Source organism: Paenibacillus sp. JL3B1040, assembly GCF_057063165.1.
The window spans coordinates 2,274,714-2,294,358 of sequence record NZ_CM169317.1 but is presented as its reverse complement, the minus strand read 5'-3'; the positions used below and the strand labels follow the sequence as shown (position 1 = coordinate 2,294,358).

The window sequence follows — 19,645 nt, the reverse complement described above, 5'->3', positions numbered from 1 at the left end:
ACTGCATTCTCCTATTCATGAATTTATACCGCCTCCAGCATCCGAGCGCTCCGCAGCATGCAAAGCCGCGGCCAAGCCCCGGATATCCAGTCCATCCACGGCAAAAGCGCGCCGAACGAGCTCCGGCGGCACAAACTCATCGTATTTCCCCAGATAGGGGGATTCCGATGCAGCCAGCAGCGCCTCCGGATGGACGGAAGAGAGTTCCGTCCGAACGGCGGACAACAGCTCCTTGGCCCCCGTTCTCCCCGCCACGACCATATAATACGGCTCCATCGGGACCACCTGGCGCAGTCCCAGCGGCTCCGTCAGATTATGCTTCAGCAGGCGCTCCAACGTACGGAACTGCTTGCTTCCCGCCCACGGCAAAATAAACAGCGAATCGCCGCCCGCCGGGATCACCGGGCTGTTCAGCAGCCCGCTCTCCCGGGCCAACCGGCGCGCCCGCTCCAAACGATTGACCGCACCAGGAGCAAGATACGGGTACAGCGTAGGCTCCTCCAACACCTGACGCATCTTCTGCATGACCCGGGTATGGACATCCCCGCCCGCACCGAGCCAAAGCGTATCCACCTTGCCGCGGGAGGATTTGACGTACACCGCTTTATGTTTGCTGTCCACTTCCTCGACCTTCCACAGCTTCCCGGCCAGCGAGAAGCAGTAACCGGGCGGCGGCACGGTGGTGATGCTGCCGATTTCTTCGGAGCCGTTGTAGACGACATGCTCCTCGTCGTCCTTAAACACCGCATAAAAGCGGAAGTTGTTCACCACCTTCTCCCCGCCGAGCCCGATAATCAACGTACCTTCCTCGGTCTGTTGGATATGGTCGGTCTGCAGCAAATACTGCAGCAGCCCCTTGTACTCCTCGGGCTCGACGCCGCGAAACGCCGGCAGCGTCAGCACGGCCCGCGCCAAATCGGCCGGTTCCGCCTCGCCGATGCTCTTAAGCGTGCTCATCGTCTGATGGTACAGCACGCCGACCGGCTTCTTGCGCAAATCCACCGGCTCGACCCAGCGCTCGCGGACGTACAGCTCGATGACGGCGATCGCCCGCAGCAGCGTCCACGGCATGCGCGCGGGCAGCTGGGCGTCCTCGTCCTCCTCTTCCGCGCAGAGGAACATCATCTCCGATGCCTTCTCCCCGCGCCGGCCGGAGCGGCCCAGCCGCTGCACGAAGCTGGAGCAGCTGTACGGCGCGCCAAGCTGAATCACGCGCTCGAGCTCGCCGAGGTCGATGCCCAGCTCCAGCGTCACCGTCGCCGCGGCCACCGCCGGGCCGGGGCCGGAGCGCAGCGCAGCCTCGGTCTCCTCGCGCAGCATCGCGGAAATGCTCCCGTGATGGACATGGAACACGTCGCGCTCCTCCCGCTTTGCCGCAATCCGGCGCAGCTCCAGCGTGGTCAGCTCGGCGTCGGTGCGGCTGTTGGTGAAGACGAGCGCCTTTTTGCGATGCGTATTGTCGTAAACAAAGTTGTAGTACTTCTGTTTGGCCAACTCCAGATGTTCGGCTTCCCTTTCGTCCCGGGCGTCCGGGAACGAAAAATGCTCCACCGACAGCTTCAGCTTCCGCCCCCCGGGCGGGGATACCACTTCGACCGGCTGCGGGGCGCCGGCGCCAAGCCAGCGGGCCGCGATGTCGTAGTCGCCAAGGGTCGCCGACAGGCCGATGCGGCGGGGCGCGCAGGAAGCCATCCGCTCCAGCCGGGTCAGCTGGCTAATCACCTGAATGCCCCGATCCGCCCCCATAAACGCGTGTACTTCGTCGATCATGATATATCGCAAGTCATGAAATAACGCCGGGATTGCATTCGGGCGGTTCATGAGCAGCCCTTCCAACGATTCGGGGGTAATCTGCAGAACGCCGCAGGGACGCTGCATCAGCTTGGTCTTCTCGGCTTGCGCCACATCGCCGTGCCAATGCCAGACCGGCACCTCCCCGTCCCGCAGCAGCTCCTTGATCCGCTCGAACTGATCGTTGATCAGCGCCTTCAGCGGTCCGATATACAGGATGCCGACGGACTCCGATGGCCGATGATAAAGCTCCGTAAGCGCGGGGAAAAAGGCCGCCTCCGTCTTCCCGGAAGCCGTCCCCGACGCGATCAGCAAATGGTGTGGCGTATCGAACAGCACGCGGCAGGCTTCTACTTGGGCATCGCGGAGCGAGTCCCATTTTTTGCGGTAAATGTACTCCTGAATAAACGGCGCCAACCGGGAGAAAGAACCCGCCCCGCTCATAGCTCAAACTCCGCCAAAAAGTCGTCCAGCTCGTCGGCGCCGCCTTTGTCCGTGGCCCCTCGGTTTCCGGAAGCCGCGTATTCCTGCTCCCGTTCGCCCATCAACGCCTCGAACGACAAGGCCGGCTGCTGGTGCAGCAAGTGCAGCACGTCCATAAAATCCCGTACGACCTCCCGGGTCGTGAGCAGCTCCTCGGCGCCGAGCCGATTCACCGCCGCCTGCATGAACGCGATCAACTGCTCGTCGGTCAGGCGCACGTCGTACCCGAAATGCAGCGCGTGGATCTCGCGCAGCTTCTGCAGCAAGAGCAGAATTTCCTCATGCGACAGCATGTCCAGCTTCAGGATCGGCGACGTATACGAGCGCCGCGTTCCGCTGCTGTAACGCCCGTCCATCAGCCGCGAACGCAAAGCATCGTAGCTGAACAACCCCCGCCGCTCGTCTTCGACGAACTGCGGCGTCCCGCCCAGATAAATGCCCAGATACTGGGCTTTGCCCTGCATCGTATCGTTGAACATCGTCAGCAGCTTCTCGTAATTGCTTTGGCGGGAGACGCTGTTGGTGATTTTGTACAGGTTCACGCCCTCATCAATGAACAGCAGCAGCCCGCGATATCCGATGCGCACCGCAAACTCCGCCCACAGCTTCGTGTAGTCGTACCAGTTGTCATCGTCGATGATGACGCCGACGCCCAGTTCCTGGCGCGCCTCCGTTTTGGTCGGAACCTCGCCGCGCAGCCAGCGCATGGCCGCCGCTTTCCGGTCATCATCCCCCAGCTTGTACCCCGACCAGTAGGCTGCCAGCACCTTGGCAAAATCAAATCCATGCACAAGACTCTGCATTTCGTTCGTCACCGCATAAATCCGCAGTTCGACCGCCTCATGCAGCTGCGGATCGCCGGGCCGCAGGCCGGTGGCCTGCATTTGCTCCTGCTGGAGGGCGGCGATCCACCTCTGCAGCATCGTCTCCAGCGCGCCGCCGTCCGGCCGCGTGCGGGTCGATAGATGCATCATCAGCTCCCGGTAGGTCGCCAGTCCCTGCCCTTTTGTGCCAACCAGCCGGCGCTCCGGCGACAGATCGGCGTCCGCCACCACGAACTCGCGGTCCATGGCGTAATTGCGGATCATCTGGAGCAGGAAGCTCTTGCCGCTCCCGTAACGCCCCGTGATCAAGCGAAAAGCCGCCCCGCCTTCCGCAATATTGTCCATATCCTGCAGGATCGACGCCACTTCCGGTTTGCGTCCGACCGCAATATGCTCCAGCCCGACCCGTGGCACGACCCCGGCCGTCAGGGAATTGACGAGCGCCGTGGTCAGCCGTTTCGGGATTTGCACCTGTTTCATCCACCATCACCTCATCGTTTAAAACTTGTCTGATATCATCCGGCGCTTCGTTTGGCGCCGGGTTGAAAGCCACACGCCAAGCTCCGCGCGGTAATCGTCCGCGACTTCATCTCCATCGATCAGGAGATCCCCGATCCGCTCCATCGCCAGCTCGTTGATTTCATCGATCAACAGCGCGGGCATGGAACCGGCCTGCTCGGCAATGGCTTGGCGTTCCGCCGCGCCCTGTCCCTGTAACAAAGCGGCCAGCATCTGCGCCTGGGGCGCGGTAAGGCTCGCAAACAGCTTCCGCCAATCCTCCGGCAGGTTCGCCATCGGCTCTCCCGCGGTCTCCTCGGCTTGGTGCCGCTCCCCGACAAGCGGCGGTAGAACCTCCTCCGTCCCCTGCGGCAATTGCGAGGCCCATGCCGCCGTCTCCGGGCGGTCCTGCGCCGGGGGAACGTTCACAATCGGTTTTGCTTCCTCATCCGGCGCCGCCTCATAACCCCGCTCAAAATCAAAAGCCGGTTGAAGCGGTTCCGCGGCGGATTTTCCGAGCGGGCTAACGAAGCGCTCGGACGGAAGGCCCGGCGGATCCGGCGCAAACGCAAGCGTCAACTGCTCCTCGCTGAGCAGCATATCTCGCACCTCGTTGGATTCCCGCTGCAGCTTGCGCAATTTGGCGGTGTTGATTTTCACCTTAGGCGTCCGGGCTTTCGCTTCTTCCGCCTTCCGTCGTTCAAACTCCTTGCTCAAGTATCGCCCGACCAGCTGCTCGATCTCCGGTCCCACCTCGATCCCGCGCAGCTTGCCTTTAAACCCGGTCAGCTCGCGCAGCTTGTTCTCCGTCAGGCGAACGAGCTGCGTCAGAAATGAGCGCAGCGGCGCATGCCCGCTATAAGGCCTTATGGAGACAGTTTGGGTGCGTCCGTACAAATCATGGTCGTATACGGCACTGCGGAACAAATAGCGGGATACCTGCTTCTCCATCGGCTTAAACAGCTCCAGAATCCGGCTTCCCATGCTTTTTGCGAGATAACCGTCGACCAACGCAATGACCTTCGGCGCGTAGTTCCGCAGTTCCTTGCGGCCTTGCTCCAGGTAAAAGCGGCTTTTCTCCACGTCATAATCGATCAGCGTGATCAGCAGCTCCCAACTCAGCCCCAGCGGATCGGCCGAGAACCTTCTGCGCCATTCCAGCTCCTTCAGCTCCATCGACAAATTGCGCGGGAGCTTGGCCATCGGCTCGGCGGGCCGCTCCTCCAGTTGGAACACCAAGGTCAGATCGTACAACCACTCCCGCACATAAAGATCAAGCTTGGGGTAACGCTGCCGGTAACCCTGCCAGACCCGCTCCATTAAGGCGTACCCTTCTGCGGGCTCCGACCAGCCGATCCCATGGATCAACTCGTACAAGTAGACGAACAGGTACGACAGGTCCGTGTCCGGATAACGTCCGGAACGGACCTCTCCCCGCCAGAACAAATACCATTTCAGTTGCCTGGGCTGCATCTCATCATAGGTCGGCCAATAAGTCTGAAATGGAACAAACTCCGCCGTCGCTTCTATGACTGCCTCCAATTCCTTCGCCTTCTGGACAAACCGTTGTTCCCGGGAAATACAACGGAAATCCTGACGCCAATCCGTATCGCGCTCCCAAGGGTCCGGCGCCACGACCCGGCTTATCGGCTCCGAGCCGCCGCTCGCTAGCCTCGTGGCGTCATCCACTTCCAACTCGGCAAACGTCAACCGGTGTTCGGGAGCCGGCTGTCGTTCCCGATCTCTATGTAGGGGTTGTCCGAAAAAGCCGCGATTTTCGCCCGCTCTATCGTTCATCGTTCCATAACCTCCGTCACGACCATTATATCATCGAACCGAAAATTTGTTCGCCTTTTGAATACTATTTTGCCCTCCCTTATAATGAAAAGCAACTGCAAGTTGCCGGGGAGGGCGAAAGTTTGATGAATAAATGGCTGAAGGCCTTGTTGTTTCTGATCGGAGCGGCCGTTCTGACCCGATTGATCCCGTATTCCGACTGGTTCCGCATGCTGGATACGATGGTTCATGAACTGGGCCATGCGGTCGTCACTTTGCTTGCGTCCGGACAGGTGCTCCGCATTGAACTGAACCCCGATCACAGCGGCGTCACCTATTCGGTGTTGGTATCGGGCTGGAGCCAATTGGCGGTATCCTTGGCCGGTTATATCACCGCTTCGCTGTTCGCGGTAGCTATGTTCTACGGCTATTCCCGGCAAAATCAGGCGGCCGGGATAATCCTTATCAGTATGCTTGCTTTGGTATCGCTGCTGCTGTTTGTGCGCTCGGGCTACGGCCGGGGATGGTTAATCTTGTTCCTATTGATTAACGTGGCGTTCTTTCTGCTAGGGGGACGAATTCGCAATTTCTATTACTTGCTGCTGGCGTTCTTATGCCTGGAGGAGTCGGTGATGGGGCCGGTCACGTTGCTGCTGAATTCCATCGTTTCTCCGAGCCAAGCCGGAGACGCGACGAATCTGGCCCGGCTCACGGGAGTTTCCCCTCTGGTGTGGTCGTTGATATTTCTGGCTATTTCACTCCTTTGCGCCTTGTCCGCGCTGCAATTGTATTGGAACGCCCCCAGACGGAACCGGAAGAAGAGAAGCATGAACCGCTCAAGCTCGGTCAGCCCGTAAGTCTTGGCCTCACCTGTCCTTCATGATCGTACATCTCAGCACATGGACTTCCTGGTTGTCACGGATCATAGCATCGACATCGTCGCTGGATGCCACATGGTCCTTGCCCTTATTTCTCACGATCACGCCCAAAACAGCCGTTTCATTAGGATTTACGGTAGTTGGCTGCATGGAATGGACCATTGTACTATCAAAATCGCCTTTGGGGCTTTCCGCTTTGGAGCTGACCACGTTTCCTTTATGCCTGAAGGCAAGCGTCCGAACTTCGTCGCCGTTCCTCGTGTCAAGAGTCGTTAAATACAGCCTGAATGGGTTATCGCTAACCTGTTCCAGTGAAGTTTCCAGCCCAAGTACGGATCCTTTGCTTTCGCCATTTACGTATGGATCGACCCAAAAATGAATCCGATCGGCTCCGGTCTCTCCCAAGTTCACCTCAAATATCATCGTATTCCCGGATCCCGCCGCTTTCAGAATGGCAAATTCCTCGTTCTCCATCGGCAAGGGTTGAATGGCAATGGCGCCGGTCTCCTTCTTCGGTAGATGATTATCCAAGTTAGCCGTTTCCGAACGGCCCGCTTCGCAACCCGAGAGAAACAAAAAGGTAAGGAGAAGACAGGCCGTGATAGGGTTAATCCATTTTTTTCTCATTATGCACCTCACATACTGCTGATGTTCAGTCGGTTCCCGTCCGGATCATAAAAATGAAAACCGACTAATCCTTGTTGCAGAAAACCGCCGATCCCGGAGATTTCGATTCCGCGTTGTTTTAAATATTGATGGTATTTGAAAAAATCCCGCCGCTCCCGAATCCAACATACGGGCTGCACCTGACCGTCCACTTTGCCGCTGTACGCCTCATCGCTTATTTGTTCAAGCACCCAAAGCGATTTGTCTTCCGAATGATTTAACCCTAGCTCCATCACCGCGAAGCCTCTGGCCGGATGATGCTCGACGCACTTCATGCCCAGATGTTGTCCATACCATTGAATCGACTCGTTTAGCCGGTTGACTCCCAGCCGAATCCAGGAGGGCGTCAAACCGGAGGAAGGTGAGGGAGGCAGCGCCAAATCCTCCTGCAGCGTTAACCGGATGCCTTCGGCGGTAGCCCAAACATCGAAATATCTCGTTTTCGGTCCGGAATACACGGCGGACACCCGCACGCCATCGCTGACAAAGGAGCGCCGCAGGCGATCCAATTCCCTCGTTCGAAAACACAAGCGAAGGCGGGGTTCCACGGTCCCCCGTTCGGCATAATGGTGGGGAAGCCTGGTTTTCGTAAGGTAGGTGACCAGCCAGGTTCCGAGTTCCATCTGAGTCATCTTGCCTTCCGAACAGCGGGGATCGACCTTCCAGTTTTCTTGCCGAAGCACCTTCCAGCCGAAGTACGTCTCGAACCACTTCACGGCCGGGTCATAATTATCCCACAACACATCGATATATTGACCATCAAAATAAAGCTCGGGGATCTCCTTGCTCGTTGACATGGGAACCTCCTTTACCCGCCTATTTCCAACCCTATTATCGCCGAACCCGTCCCAATGATAAAGGAAAATATTTGCATGAAGCGCCGCTTCCATCCGAATCTTTTGTTCATATAATGCGACTGGGGATAACAAAACGAGTTTAAAGAATACCGATTTTGAGGTAAGATGGTATTCGATGTTTCTATGAGCTAGAGATTGGAAAGGAACGGTGCGGATGGACCGACGGCAGCAAATCATTGAACAAGCCGAACGATTCGTGCAGGAAGTGCACAGCGGCGACGCGAGCGGCCACGACTGGTGGCATATTCATCGGGTTCGGAATACGGCCCTGGCGATCGCCCATAAGGAACAGGCGGATGTATTCGTTTGTGAGCTTGCGGCTTTGCTGCACGACGTGGCGGACGAGAAGCTGAATCCGTCCAAGGAAGCCGGGCTGCAGCGTGTCCGCGGCTGGCTGAATGAACATGTCGGCGATCCGTCCGTCACGGGCGAGGTGATGGAGATTATCTCCACGATGTCTTATAACGGCGGAAAGAACCCTCCGATGTCCACGCTCGCCGGACAAATCGTTCAGGATGCCGACCGGCTTGACGCCATTGGCGCCATCGGCATTGCTAGGACGTTTGCCTATGGCGGCTCCAGAGGCAGGTCCATGCACGAGCCCGGTCGGGATTTCTCGGATTTCGATTATCGCAGCCGCGAGAAAACGACGATTTATCATTTTTACGAAAAGCTTTTGAAACTGAAAGATCTAATGAATACCCGGTATGCCCGGAAGCTGGCCGAATCGCGCCATGCGTTTATGCTGCGTTTTTTGGAGCAGTTTTACCGGGAATGGGATGCCGCGGACGAACATCAGGACGAACAAACCACAACAAATTCAGGTGATATGAGTGAGAATCGCATTTTTTGATTCAGGCATCGGCGGCTTGACCGTGTTGACGGAAGCCATGAAGAAGCTGCCGAAAGAAGATTTTCTTTATTTTGCCGATACGCTCCACGTGCCGTACGGGACCAAAACGCTGCCCGAGGTGAAGCGATTCGTTCAGGAATCGGTAAGCACCGTCATGCGGGAAGAGATCAAAGCTTTGGTCGTGGCCTGCAATACCGCAACCAGCGCGGCAATCGAAGAACTTCGGCGCATGTACGACATTCCGCTCATCGGCATGGAACCGGCCGTTAAACCGGCCGTCAAACGAAGCCAAGCCGCCGGCAAACGGGTGCTGGTTTTTGCGACTTCGTTGACGTTAAGCCTATCGAAATATACCGACCTGGTGGCCCGGGTGGACGACCACAAAGTGGTGGATTCCATGCCGCTGCCGGAACTGGTGCAATATTGCGAGCAACTGCATTTCGACCGGGACGAAATCGAGCGTTATTTCAGCCGCAAGCTTTCCGGCATCGATTTGGGGCAATACAGCACGATCGTGCTCGGGTGCACGCATTTTCCTTATTACAAGGGGATCCTGAAGCAAATCCTGCCGCCCCACATCGAGCTGATCGACGGCAGCCGCGGCACGGTGGAGCGGCTATGCGCCTTGATCGGCGATTCGTCCAGCCACGCTCGGGAGTATGCGGGCCATATCGAGTTTAGGTGCTCGGACGAAAATCCCGCTTATCTGGCAAAAATGGCGCGAGCGTTGGATTACCTGCAATCGCAAAATCATCTATAATGCGCCCCCCTGTAAAGCCTTGTCTTGGCGAATGAACGCTCAGGACAGGGCTTTTGCTGCATAAACTTGGAATTGATTTACTCCATCTCCTCATTCAATAGAACCATATGAATATGATCTTCCCACTTCCCGTTGATCTTTAAGTACTCTCTCGATACCCCCTCATTCCGAAAACCAAGTTTCTCGACCACGCGAAGCGAAGCCCGATTTCTTGGCATGATATTCGCCTCAATCCGGTGCAAATGCAACTCCTGGAACGCATGGTTCACCACCGCCTCGACCGCTTCGGTCATCAGTCCCTTGTGATTTCATGGTTCATCGATAATCCCTCTCACTTGTCGTGATGCATAAATTGGCGCAGCACTTCGTCATCCCAGATTTGAACTTCGATGTACCGTTCCGGCCCATGATCTCCGAGCCTATTCCACACTTGCGGCAAGCCGTATTCCGCGATGACTTCGACGATTTCCCGCTTGGTGTAGACTTGCCTCCGGTAAGGCTTATCTTCCCGATACCTCATGGTCGGAAAAAGATCGCCGTAGGTAAAACTGATCGAGGTTTCCTGGAACTCATCCCAGTTGATCCGAACCCAATCCGGCTGAGAATACCATGTCTTCAGCCAATCGCACGCCTCCAGCGTCATATAGTGCGGATACGAATTTTGGGGTCGGCCGCCCTTGGCGATAAATCGTTCTCTCGCGATTTCCTCGAGTTCTTTTCGAATCAACATGTACTCGGCTGACCTTTGGCTGGCAAACGATTTGCCGTCCTGCCTGATTTGCTCGGATACTTCCAATGCACGCTCTACCGGCAAGCTTGAGAGATTCCGAAACGGTCCGAGGTCCTTCTCAAAATAATGATATAGCATGAAAGTTCCTGACACACGATCCCCTTCTTCCGACGGCTTAGTTTTCACTCCGAGTAGTCTCCGCTATCTGGGTGCTGATAATCTGAAGATCTTCCGCTTGTGCGGTCAGCTTAAACCTGGCTCCCTGCTTTTCGGATACAAAAAGAAACCAGATTCTGGTATATCGATCTCCCGTGTCTATAATTTGCGCACTAACGCTCTCGTTTGAAGCATAGCTGTAAACACGGATTGAATCGATTTGCGGGTTACGAATCACGCCAAATAGAAACGGAAATGGCGAATCATACTCTGTTCCTTTGGTTGATGAAAAATACTGATGTGACCAGAAGCTGTCGGGATCCTTTTCATGGATTGAAGGCAAGGTGTGACCTCCTCCAAATCCCCATTTCCACCCCAGCAATGGCGTTTTTTGCACGTATTCTGCATTGATCGTTTGTCCGTTTTGCAGTTCACGAACAATAAACAGAACCTTGCCTCGATCCGTCTCGACCTCGTGTAGGAGCTGTCCATTCATCTCATACCTAACCTTTTCGACCGCCTCAATCGGTGTAGACGAATAATGGTTATTTTTGCAGCCGTATCCGAACCCCAGTACAACTAGGATTAATGCGACTAGAGTTAGTTTTTTCATTGAACCTCCCTGAGTTTGCTCCCCCGTAACACCTCCTATAATTATACATTCGTGGCCCGTAGGATAACTAGCCGCTGATTCGTTTACATAAAAACCCACCTTCACGCGAAGGCGGGTCGGAATTCGGATGGACGGTCAGGAAGACGGCAGATTCACCCAGGTTTCCGGCGTTTCCGCCGCCTTCAACCCGTTCTCGATCAAGGTGATCACGGCTACGGTTTCCGCTGGATCAACAACCGGCCGGCCGGTTTTGAAGAACGTTACCAGATTCTTAATGAACGGCTCAAAGAAATTGGAGACCGCGGAGGCTTGCGCAAAGGTTCCGTCGTCGTATTTGATGCCAAGCGTAAAAGGGCAATTGTCCCCCAGGTGGTGAATCGTAGCGCGGCGGCCTGCCCCAAAATCGATAAGAAGCGCGGGCGAAGCCGCCGTTCCGGTATACATTACGCGCTGCGGCTCCGCCCCCATCAGGCGCACGATAGGTTCGATTTGATGGATCGAGTAGTTGGCGAAGGCGCCGGGCCCCCAACTGCTGATCGTTTGAATCCCTGCCGGGTCGATCTCCGCATATTCGCCGGCAAAACGCAGCGCAGACGAATACATCGGCGTTCCGTGCTTCGCGGCCAGCTCGAATAGGCGAATCGCCGTCGCCCGGTCCGGGGCGAACGTCTTGTCGATGTAGGTCGGCTTGCCCGACTGCAGCGGAAGCTGCGACAATTCCTCGTGAACCTCCGGGTTATCGGGAGACAACACGATTAAGTAGTCGCTTCGCTCAACGACGTCTTGGATGGAAGGCAGGCGTTCGATTCCAGTCTCCTTGCACCAAGCCTCGTTCGTGCGTCCGTTCTCCTTGTCTCTTTTTCCGTAGGCATAAGTCACCTTCATGGCGCCAGCGGTAGCCTGCTCGATCCAACCGGGATATTTGTTCGCGTGGAACTGGTCGAGGTGCAGGTCGATAAACCCGATTCTTTTCATGGGATCGCAATTTCCTCCCCTTTGTCGGACGAATCATAAATGGCTTGGATGATCCGGGAGGACAGAATGACGGTGTCGATATGCGAGGGCTGCTTCTCTCCCGTTTGGATGCACTTCAGAAAACCGTCGATTTCCTGCTGATACATATTGCCGGAGACGAATTTCGGCGTCGTTTCGGTCAAAGCGCCGTCTGCCGCCGTATAGAAGGTAAAGTCCCCGCCGTAGTTCAAGCGGATGCCGCCCTTATCGCCCAGGAAGTCGATAAACATCTCCTCGACCCCGATGTTCTGGGCCCAAGCACCGGTCAAGGAGATCGTAGGGCCCTCGGTACGGATCAGCGCGGCCACGAAATCGTCGACATCATAGGTGCCGCTATAGTCCGGCGGGCCGGCCCACATTTTGAGGTACGTATAGTTGGCCATATCTTTTCCCAGCTTGGAGTAAGCCTGGCCGGTAACGGTTTGGGGCTTCGGGTCGCCCGCGCAATACATGACGATATCGAGAAAATGAACGCCCCAATCGATCAGCGCGCCGCCGCCGGCGATGGCCTTCGTGGTAAAAGCGCCGCCCAACCCCGGAATCGACCGGTGCGAGCGGAAGCTGGCATAGACATGATACAACTCGCCGAGCTCGCCGTTTTGAATCATTTTTCGGATGCGGTTCACGCTTTCGTTGTACCGGTTGACCACCCCGATATTCAGAATCTTGCCCGTCTCATGCTGAACCTTCTGCATCTCCAGGGCTTCCGCGTAGGTGCGGGCTGCCGGTTTCTCGCATAGGACATGCTTGCCCGCCCGCAGGCAATCGATGGCGATGGAAGCGTGCGAAGCGTTCGGCGTGCAGATGGATACGGCGTCGACCTCCGGATCTTCAACGATCTGCCGGTAATCACGGATGGGCCGGCCGCAAGCGTATTTCGCGACGGCGGCCTCCGCCCGGTCCTGCAGGATGTCGCAGAAATATTTGATTTCAACATGCTTGTGGGCCAAGTAGGACGGGATGTGGGCGTGGTTCGCAATCGTGCCGCAGCCAATCACGGCAATGGTGATTTTGTTCATCGGCTTACCTCCACAACGTGAAATAGTCGCTTCAAGAAAGTCTATGATGATTCCTAGCATACCAGATCACTCGTTCATTGGGATCGGATTGGGAGCGAACGCACATCAGATTACCATAAAAGGTCACCCGCCTCCCGTACCGTTCTCGCGCCGAACCCTCTACAATGAATGCAATCTTGGGTATTCTGAAGCCCAACCCTAAAATTCAAGCCAAAGGAGAAGACATGCGATGAAACGCGAAATGCAGGCCGATCTCGTGATTCTCGGGGGCGGAACCGGAGGAACCGCTGCGGCTCTGGCCGCCGCGGCTGCGGGCAAAACCGTCATCATGACGGAGGAGACGCTCTGGATCGGCGGACAGTTGACCAGCCAGGCCGTTCCGCCCGACGAGCATCCCTGGATCGAGCATTTTGGTTGTACGAGACGCTACCGGAATTTCCGTGAAGGCGTCCGCCGCTATTATCGGGATCATTTTCCGATGACGCCGGCGGCAAGGGAGCTTCCCGGACTCAATCCCGGCGGCGGCATCGTCAGCCGGATCAGCCATGATCCGCGCGTCGGCTTGGCCGTGCTGCAGCAGATGCTGGCCCCTTACATTCACGGCGGTCGGTTGACGATTCTGCACAACTGCCGAATCCAACAAGCCGAAACTGACGGGGACGTTGTGAACAGCGTGACGGTGCGTCATCACGGCACCGGGGATGAGCTCGTGCTTCTGGCTCCGTTTTTTATCGATGCCACTGAGCTTGGCGATTTGCTTCCGCTTGCGGGCATTGAGTATGTGACCGGCGCGGAATCCAAAGCGCAAACCGGCGAACCCCATGCCGTGGACGGAGCCCCCGCGCCGCAGGACATCCAGGGCTTTACTTATTGCTTCGCCGTAGATTATGCGGAGCGGGAAGAACATCTCATCGACAAGCCCGAGATGTACGATTTCTGGCGGCAATATAAGCCGGATTTCTGGCCGGATCGGCTGTTAAGCTTAACCGGCGTCAAGCCTTCCACGAACGAGCCGGTCGAATATGAAATTTTTCCGGGATACACAGATAAATTCCCGCTGTTTCAATACCGGCAAATCCTAGATCCCGCCCATTTCGACAACCGTTTCGGCTTTCGTCCGCTCTCCCTGATCAACTGGCCGCAGAACGACTATTGGCTCGGTTCCATTATCGACGTCCCGGAAGAGGAAGCCGCTGGTCATTTGCACCGGGCCAAACAGCTGAGCTTGTCGCTATTGTATTGGCTGCAAACCGAAGCTCCCCGGCCGGACGGCGGGCAAGGCTACCCGGGGTTGCGCCTGCGCCGCGACGTCGTCGGAACGGAGGACGGATTGGCCATGGCACCCTATACCCGCGAGTCGAGAAGAATTCAAGCGGAGTTCACGGTGCTGGAGCAGCATGTCGCCACGGCCCCCCGGCCGGACGGTGTGGCCGAGTGGTTCCCGGATTCCGTCGGAGTCGGCTGTTACCGCATCGACTTGCATCCGAGCACGGGCAACCGGCCTTATATCGATATCTCTTCATTACCTTTTCAAATCCCGCTGGGCAGCTTGATCCCGAAACGGGTCAAAAACGTGCTGGCGGCAGGCAAAAACATCGGGGTCACCCATATCACGAACGGCTGCTACCGGCTTCATCCCGTGGAATGGAACATCGGCGAAGCGGCGGGGGCTTGCGCCAGCTTCTGCTTGGATCGCAACCTCTTTCCGACCGACGTCCGCAAGTCTGAAGAAACCTTATCCGACTTTCAGCAGCGGCTTATCGATCAAGGGATTGAACTGCAATGGCCCAAGCTGCGCCCGGTCTAATCCGAAAAGAGATCATGCCGGGAGCTGTCCCGAAAGGGCATCAATTCAAATGCTCAGCGTTGCCGGATTCTTGTACGAAAAGCATTTGCGTCGCGCCACAGTCACTTCCTGCAAGCACAAAAAAGTTGGATGGAAAAAATCATCTCTTCCATCCAACTTTTTTTGTGTTCAGCGACCTATGGATTGATCAGCCCCGCCAGCCGCAGCATTCGGGCGAGAACCGCCGCCGCTTCCGCACGGGTGGACGATGCTTCGGGCGCAAACAGGCCGATCCCGCGCCCTTTCATTAAGCCGGAATCCACCGCGGCTGCAACGGCTTCTTCGGCCCAGGCCCCGATATGACGGCGATCCTTGAACCCTGCCAGCAGGGAGTCGGGGTTTCCGGGGGCTGGGGCAACCTCCGCGCCCGCCAGCTTTAAAGCTCGAACCAGCAGCACGCTCATCTGTTCCCGCGTCATTTGCTCGTTTGGACGAAACTCCCCGTCAGCAAAGCCCTCGATCAACCCGTGTTTCACCGCAACCGACACCGCGTCCGCATACCAAACACCGGAGTTTACATCCGTGAAGCCCGCGTTAAAGTCCTGCCCCTGTCCCATTAGTCCAAGGGCGCGGACCAGCAGCGCGGTAAACTGGGCTCTCGTGATTGGATCGTTTGGACCAAATCGCGCATCGGAGGTGCCTTGGATGACCGTTTTGGAGGACAGCAGCGCAACCTCGTCGGCAGCCCAGTGACCGTTCATGTCCGTAAAGGTCTTCCGGTGCTCCATCGCCGCATATATGCCGCCTTCCTTCAGCCGGTACGTAATCCGCGCTTTCCCGCCCTCCTGCTTGATTACCGCAGGCACAAACGCATAGCGGTTCAGTGAAGGTTCCAGAAGGAGAACGGTCGTTGTATCCGCATCCACGGCTCCCGACAGCGGTGCAGCCGTAAGCCTGGCGTACGTTCCCTTAAAGGCCGGCAGGGCAGTTAAATCGCCCCCCTGTTCCCAGAAGAAGGCAACCTCCAGCATGGATCCAAGCCGTGCGGCCCGCTCCGGCAACAAGCCGTTTAGTTGGTCTTCCTGCGCTTTCGCGGGAATCCCGATACGAATTTGCAAGCTGTCCGCCGCCCCCCGCCGATTGAGGGATTCGCTCAACGCCTTTACAGGCAGTTCCAGCCTTCCTAACGAGGACTCCAGAAGGATAACGCCTTCCGGCAGTTCCTTCGCCGCTGCCTCCAATCCCCGGGTAGGCAGGTGCAGTGTAATGACATCGGATGCTTCATTGAAGCGATATGGCAAGAGCTGCGATTGGATCGGTTTTTCGCGAAGGCTCTTCACCTCCTCAAGCATCCGCGACAATTCGGCTTTGGCGTCAACCAGACGCTGCCCGTTCTCTGCCGTTGTCTTAACGATGCTTAGCCGCTCCGGCTTCGCGGGTTGGGTTGGAGAGGACGATGAACTGCCGCCCGGCGCACCCGGCTGGCCGGGATTAGATCCGCCATCCCCGGTGGAAGTGCGAATGATTTGCACCGAATCGCTGTTGGTCTTCAGCTCATCCACATATACGTCCACTTGGACGAAATTGATTCCCGTCGTTAACGGGACGCTTACCGTAAATGCCCCGGTTGGGGATACGGAAGCCGACTCTCCGTTCACTATGACGGAAGGGGTCCCCGGGCCGAGCACTTCGACCGTTCCTTCCAATTGATAACGGCTGTCCCGCGTCTCCCGCAGCTCATCGTCCATCAGCCCGCTTAATACGGCCGCACGAACCTGATCGCCCACTTCATAAGCATTCGCCACGAGCTGCCGGTTCGTTCTCGTGCCCGAAGGATCGATCGTCGATATGACGAAGCCTCCCGGCGGAATCACGCTATTGTTCTCTTCCGGGGCTCCCCAGCTCCAGTGAATCGCTTGATTTCGATTCGCTACACGGGTGACGGCTCCCGTGTTGTCCACGACCACCTCAACGCCGAAGTGATTGGTGCCGGTCGTCGTGCCGTAAGCTTCCGTCATCACGTTAATATTGCCCTCCACCCGGTTCACATTGTAGTAATGACCTTCCAGGAACGTATCGGCGCTGTCGGGCAAGCTCATGCCAAGCTGATAATCCTTCACCCATTCGCGGTCCTGCAGCGCCGCCTTGGCGATCGCCCAGTTGATCTGGGAGGCGTCGAACAGCATCAGACCGTTCGTCGTTCTCAAGCCCGCCTGGAATACCTCGCGCTGAACGGCGGGCAGCTGCACGTTGTTCAGGGCGATTCCCGCGTAGAGCGGAATTTCTCCGTTCGTGACGATGTTCCCGAGCGTAATGTATTTCTGAATCTCCTGGCTGGTCGTCTGATAAGCGCCGATCATCAGGAAATCCAGGTATTCGATGTATCCGGTATCGTAATACTCCGGGGTATATATGGACTCGACCGGCAAGCCCAAAGCGGGATGGATGCGAAAATTTTTACTCCCCCAGTTTACCCCGTTTAAATAATACGTCTCATACCAGGAACCGACATAGGAGGATACTTTGATGGTTCTACCCGTTTGAATCTCGTAGGAATCCACCAGCGACTTCACTTCACGGAAGAAGCTCTGAATGATCCCCGAACGAAACTCCCACCAATCCTGAATCAGCGGGCCATCCACTCTGACGTTATTTTCATAATAGAAAATATCATTGGGCCAATGGTTCAACGTCTTGCCGCGCTGGAGCAAAAACCGCTCGAACTTGACCCTCGTCTCCTCGCTGAAATCCGCGCCTTCGTTGTCGTACCGCCCACGATCGTGTACCACGCCGTCCACGTTATAGTTTTTGATGATCTCCTCAAACGTCTTGAGCTGGTATTCGCGCACCTCATCATTCGCCGGATTCACGAAGGCGGCCAAGCCCTGCTTCGCGCTTTCCCGCAGCCGTTTGATCTCGCCGTTGTTTTCCGCGTAATGCACGCGTTCCTCCCAGTCTAAATGGTCATTCAGCACGGCGAACTCGTTGTAGGCAATCGATCCCTCGGCAAACACATTGATAGCCGCATGAATTTCCAGCCCCAAGGCATGGCCGTGGTCGATGAATTCCTGCAGCAGATCCAGGTCCGGGCTGGCACCGGCTTTCACGGGAGCTTGAATTTCGCTGACGTAGGGCCTCCCCGTCAAGTCGTTCTTCTTGTACGAAACATAGCCTTCGACGCCTTTCACATCAAATGCGACGGAGGTTACTCCACTGTCCTTGGCTTTCTGCAGAAAAGCCCGCACCTGCTCGCCGGTTTGAAATTTTTTGGCGTTGGAGGCCTGATCTACCCAAAGAATCACTTCCTTGTCTGCCGACAAATGATCCCGGGCAAACACCGCAAGGTCCCGCCGATCCTGCTCGATCCCGTTTTTCAACACTTTGATTTCGATATAGTTCGTGCCTTTCGTTAACGGGTAGGCATAGCTAAAAGATCCACCCGCATCAAAAGGAACGGAGCTCCCATTGACCAGCAACTGAATGGCCGCCGGATTGTCGATGTTCTCGATCATCCCCGAGAGGACCGTGCTGCCCTCGGTCACCGTATACGTCCGCGAATTGGCCAATTGGAGCCGGGCGATCAAGCCGTTACCGCTCATCAGATCCCGCACCGATACGACTTCCCCGTTCTTGCGCAGCTTGATGATGTCTCCGGCTTTGAAGTTTTCCGCCAGGAATCGCTTGATGTAGTTGCCGGCATAACTGTTGTCCTGCGCCATCAGCACGTAGCCTTCCTCCGGAATATCGAGCGGGGTGGGTCCGGTCCATACGGGGGGCTGGCCGTTGATCGACGGATTGATGACCTGCAAGACCCGATTGCCCGCGTCAACCTGTACCGCCACATTCGTCCGGGGAATCACGATGGAGCCGCCGTAGTCTCTCGTAAATAAAGCTACGATATTCGGCACGTCCGTGACGTCTTTATCGACGTAGTCGATCTTGATCCGCGGCCCATCGATGTCAATCGAGATGTCCTTCGGCGCCGCCTCCACTTCGATATAGTCCTGATTCTCCGATGGTTCATACGCAATCGTCAGCGTGTTCGTCGCTATCTCCTCCCCGGCCTGGAGCAGTTGGATCGTAATTGCGTTCGCTCCAGGACTTAAATATACATTTTCGCGAAAAACGCCCTCTGCCGATAACTCGGCCGGGTCCCCATTCACCGTGACGCCAAGCTCCAGCGCCTCGTCATAATTGGCCACAAATCCGACCACTTCGATGACGGGAATGTCCACGATCGTCCGGTCCTCCGTAATAAGCAGGAGTGCCGGAAGCTGTGGCTCCGGATCGGGATCAGGTTCGGGTTCGGGGAGAGGTGGAAGCTCAGGAGTCGGTTCCGGGTCAGAGCCAGGCGATGACGGAAGAAAATCCGCCGCAGTCACCTCCACCCCCGCTCGCATCAGCTTCACCCGATCTCCGGCTGGATACTGACGATAAAGCGCTTGGCGAAAACTCGATTCGTCCCATGAGCTGTGTCCCCCGGCCAGTACGATGTATCCCCCTTTCGGGATCGGGAGCATTCGCTCCGCATCCCGGGTTATCGGAGGATCGGCTTGCGGGCCAACGACTTCTTGCACGACCCCCTCACCATCGACGGCGACAGCAACATGCAGCTCCGGGACCTGTACCTCTGACACGAGTGAGTCATACGCTGCGTCGGTTACGGTGGCGCCGCCGCTCGTATACAAGGCGAGATAATCGTCCTTTTCCTTCAGTTGGGCCTCCGCCACGTTAATGTCCGTAAATTCAAGAGTGGTGCCGCCATCCTCGGAGACAAACTGCACCGGTTCCCTTCCAGCCTCTTGCGCGTTCGGTATCTCTTCCGCCCCGGCGGCCGAAGAGGTGATCGGCTCGCCGGCCCAGAACAGTGCCGCCAGCAAGGAGAGACAAATCAGCCCGGCCATTCGTTTCCGCAACGCACGCTTCATCAGTTTCCCCCTT

Annotated in this window: 15 protein-coding genes; 4 read left to right on the top strand and 11 right to left on the bottom strand. The window is 56.8% G+C overall.

Annotated elements, in window-relative coordinates; genetic code table 11:
- Nucleotides 1-15: 15 nt before the first annotated feature.
- Genes ACZF99_RS10120 through ACZF99_RS10110 form a run of 3 tightly spaced genes read right to left on the bottom strand, consistent with a single transcriptional unit; the run spans nucleotide 16 to nucleotide 5,393 of the window.
- Nucleotides 16-2,235 (bottom strand): DEAD/DEAH box helicase, encoded by a 2,220-nt coding sequence (locus ACZF99_RS10120; protein WP_483611375.1) that lies wholly within the window; start codon nucleotides 2,233-2,235, stop codon nucleotides 16-18.
- On the bottom strand, nucleotides 2,232-3,578 hold the full coding sequence (locus ACZF99_RS10115) for an ATP-binding protein (protein ID WP_483611373.1): 1,347 nt from the start codon (nucleotides 3,576-3,578) through the stop codon (nucleotides 2,232-2,234). Before ACZF99_RS10115 ends, ACZF99_RS10120 begins: the two co-directional genes overlap by 4 nt.
- A gap of 18 nt (nucleotides 3,579-3,596) precedes the next feature.
- Nucleotides 3,597-5,393, bottom strand: coding sequence for a TerB N-terminal domain-containing protein (locus ACZF99_RS10110; RefSeq protein WP_483611371.1), 1,797 nt, complete (start codon nucleotides 5,391-5,393; stop codon nucleotides 3,597-3,599).
- A gap of 125 nt (nucleotides 5,394-5,518) precedes the next feature.
- Between ACZF99_RS10110 and ACZF99_RS10105 the strand changes: the two genes are divergently transcribed.
- On the top strand, nucleotides 5,519-6,229 hold the full coding sequence (locus ACZF99_RS10105; protein WP_483611369.1) for a M50 family metallopeptidase: 711 nt from the start codon (nucleotides 5,519-5,521) through the stop codon (nucleotides 6,227-6,229).
- 9 nt (nucleotides 6,230-6,238) lie between these two features.
- Here ACZF99_RS10105 and ACZF99_RS10100 read toward each other — a convergent pair whose 3' ends face one another.
- Nucleotides 6,239-6,781: a hypothetical protein gene (locus tag ACZF99_RS10100; protein WP_483611367.1), complete on the bottom strand. Its 543-nt coding sequence runs from the start codon at nucleotides 6,779-6,781 to the stop codon at nucleotides 6,239-6,241.
- Between the two features lie 104 nt (nucleotides 6,782-6,885).
- Nucleotides 6,886-7,713 (bottom strand): VOC family protein, encoded by an 828-nt coding sequence (locus tag ACZF99_RS10095; RefSeq protein WP_483611365.1) that lies wholly within the window; start codon nucleotides 7,711-7,713, stop codon nucleotides 6,886-6,888.
- A 214-nt stretch (nucleotides 7,714-7,927) separates the two neighbouring features.
- Between ACZF99_RS10095 and ACZF99_RS10090 the strand changes: the two genes are divergently transcribed.
- Nucleotides 7,928-8,626: an HD domain-containing protein gene (locus ACZF99_RS10090; RefSeq protein ID WP_483611363.1), complete on the top strand. Its 699-nt coding sequence runs from the start codon at nucleotides 7,928-7,930 to the stop codon at nucleotides 8,624-8,626.
- The gene (gene murI / locus ACZF99_RS10085; protein WP_483611361.1) at nucleotides 8,607-9,386 is read left to right on the top strand and encodes a glutamate racemase; all 780 of its coding nucleotides are present in this window, start codon (nucleotides 8,607-8,609) and stop codon (nucleotides 9,384-9,386) included. Before ACZF99_RS10090 ends, murI begins: the two co-directional genes overlap by 20 nt.
- A 77-nt stretch (nucleotides 9,387-9,463) precedes the next feature.
- Here the strand turns inward: murI and ACZF99_RS10080 are convergent, their stop codons facing one another.
- The 5 genes from ACZF99_RS10080 to ACZF99_RS10060 form a co-directional block, all read right to left on the bottom strand.
- Nucleotides 9,464-9,679, bottom strand: coding sequence for a GNAT family N-acetyltransferase (locus tag ACZF99_RS10080; protein WP_483611359.1), 216 nt, complete (start codon nucleotides 9,677-9,679; stop codon nucleotides 9,464-9,466).
- A gap of 38 nt (nucleotides 9,680-9,717) precedes the next feature.
- Nucleotides 9,718-10,254 (bottom strand): hypothetical protein, encoded by a 537-nt coding sequence (locus ACZF99_RS10075; RefSeq protein ID WP_483611357.1) that lies wholly within the window; start codon nucleotides 10,252-10,254, stop codon nucleotides 9,718-9,720.
- Between the two features lie 37 nt (nucleotides 10,255-10,291).
- Nucleotides 10,292-10,885, bottom strand: a complete 594-nt coding sequence (locus ACZF99_RS10070) for a hypothetical protein (RefSeq protein ID WP_483611355.1) — start codon at nucleotides 10,883-10,885, stop codon at nucleotides 10,292-10,294.
- A gap of 135 nt (nucleotides 10,886-11,020) precedes the next feature.
- Complete coding sequence (locus tag ACZF99_RS10065) at nucleotides 11,021-11,860, bottom strand: Gfo/Idh/MocA family oxidoreductase (RefSeq protein ID WP_483611354.1); 840 nt, start codon at nucleotides 11,858-11,860, stop codon at nucleotides 11,021-11,023.
- Complete coding sequence (locus tag ACZF99_RS10060; RefSeq protein WP_483611352.1) at nucleotides 11,857-12,918, bottom strand: Gfo/Idh/MocA family protein; 1,062 nt, start codon at nucleotides 12,916-12,918, stop codon at nucleotides 11,857-11,859. The genes ACZF99_RS10065 and ACZF99_RS10060 overlap by 4 nt, the downstream gene beginning before the upstream one ends.
- Nucleotides 12,919-13,147: 229 nt before the next feature.
- Here ACZF99_RS10060 and ACZF99_RS10055 point away from each other — a divergent pair, with 229 nt between their 5' ends.
- The gene (locus ACZF99_RS10055; protein WP_483611350.1) at nucleotides 13,148-14,725 is read left to right on the top strand and encodes an FAD-dependent oxidoreductase; all 1,578 of its coding nucleotides are present in this window, start codon (nucleotides 13,148-13,150) and stop codon (nucleotides 14,723-14,725) included.
- A 176-nt stretch (nucleotides 14,726-14,901) separates the two neighbouring features.
- Here ACZF99_RS10055 and ACZF99_RS10050 read toward each other — a convergent pair whose 3' ends face one another.
- Nucleotides 14,902-19,632 carry an S-layer homology domain-containing protein gene (locus ACZF99_RS10050; protein ID WP_483611348.1) on the bottom strand — a complete coding sequence of 1,577 codons (4,731 nt, stop codon included), beginning with the start codon at nucleotides 19,630-19,632 and terminating at the stop codon, nucleotides 14,902-14,904.
- Nucleotides 19,633-19,645: the final 13 nt, after the last annotated feature.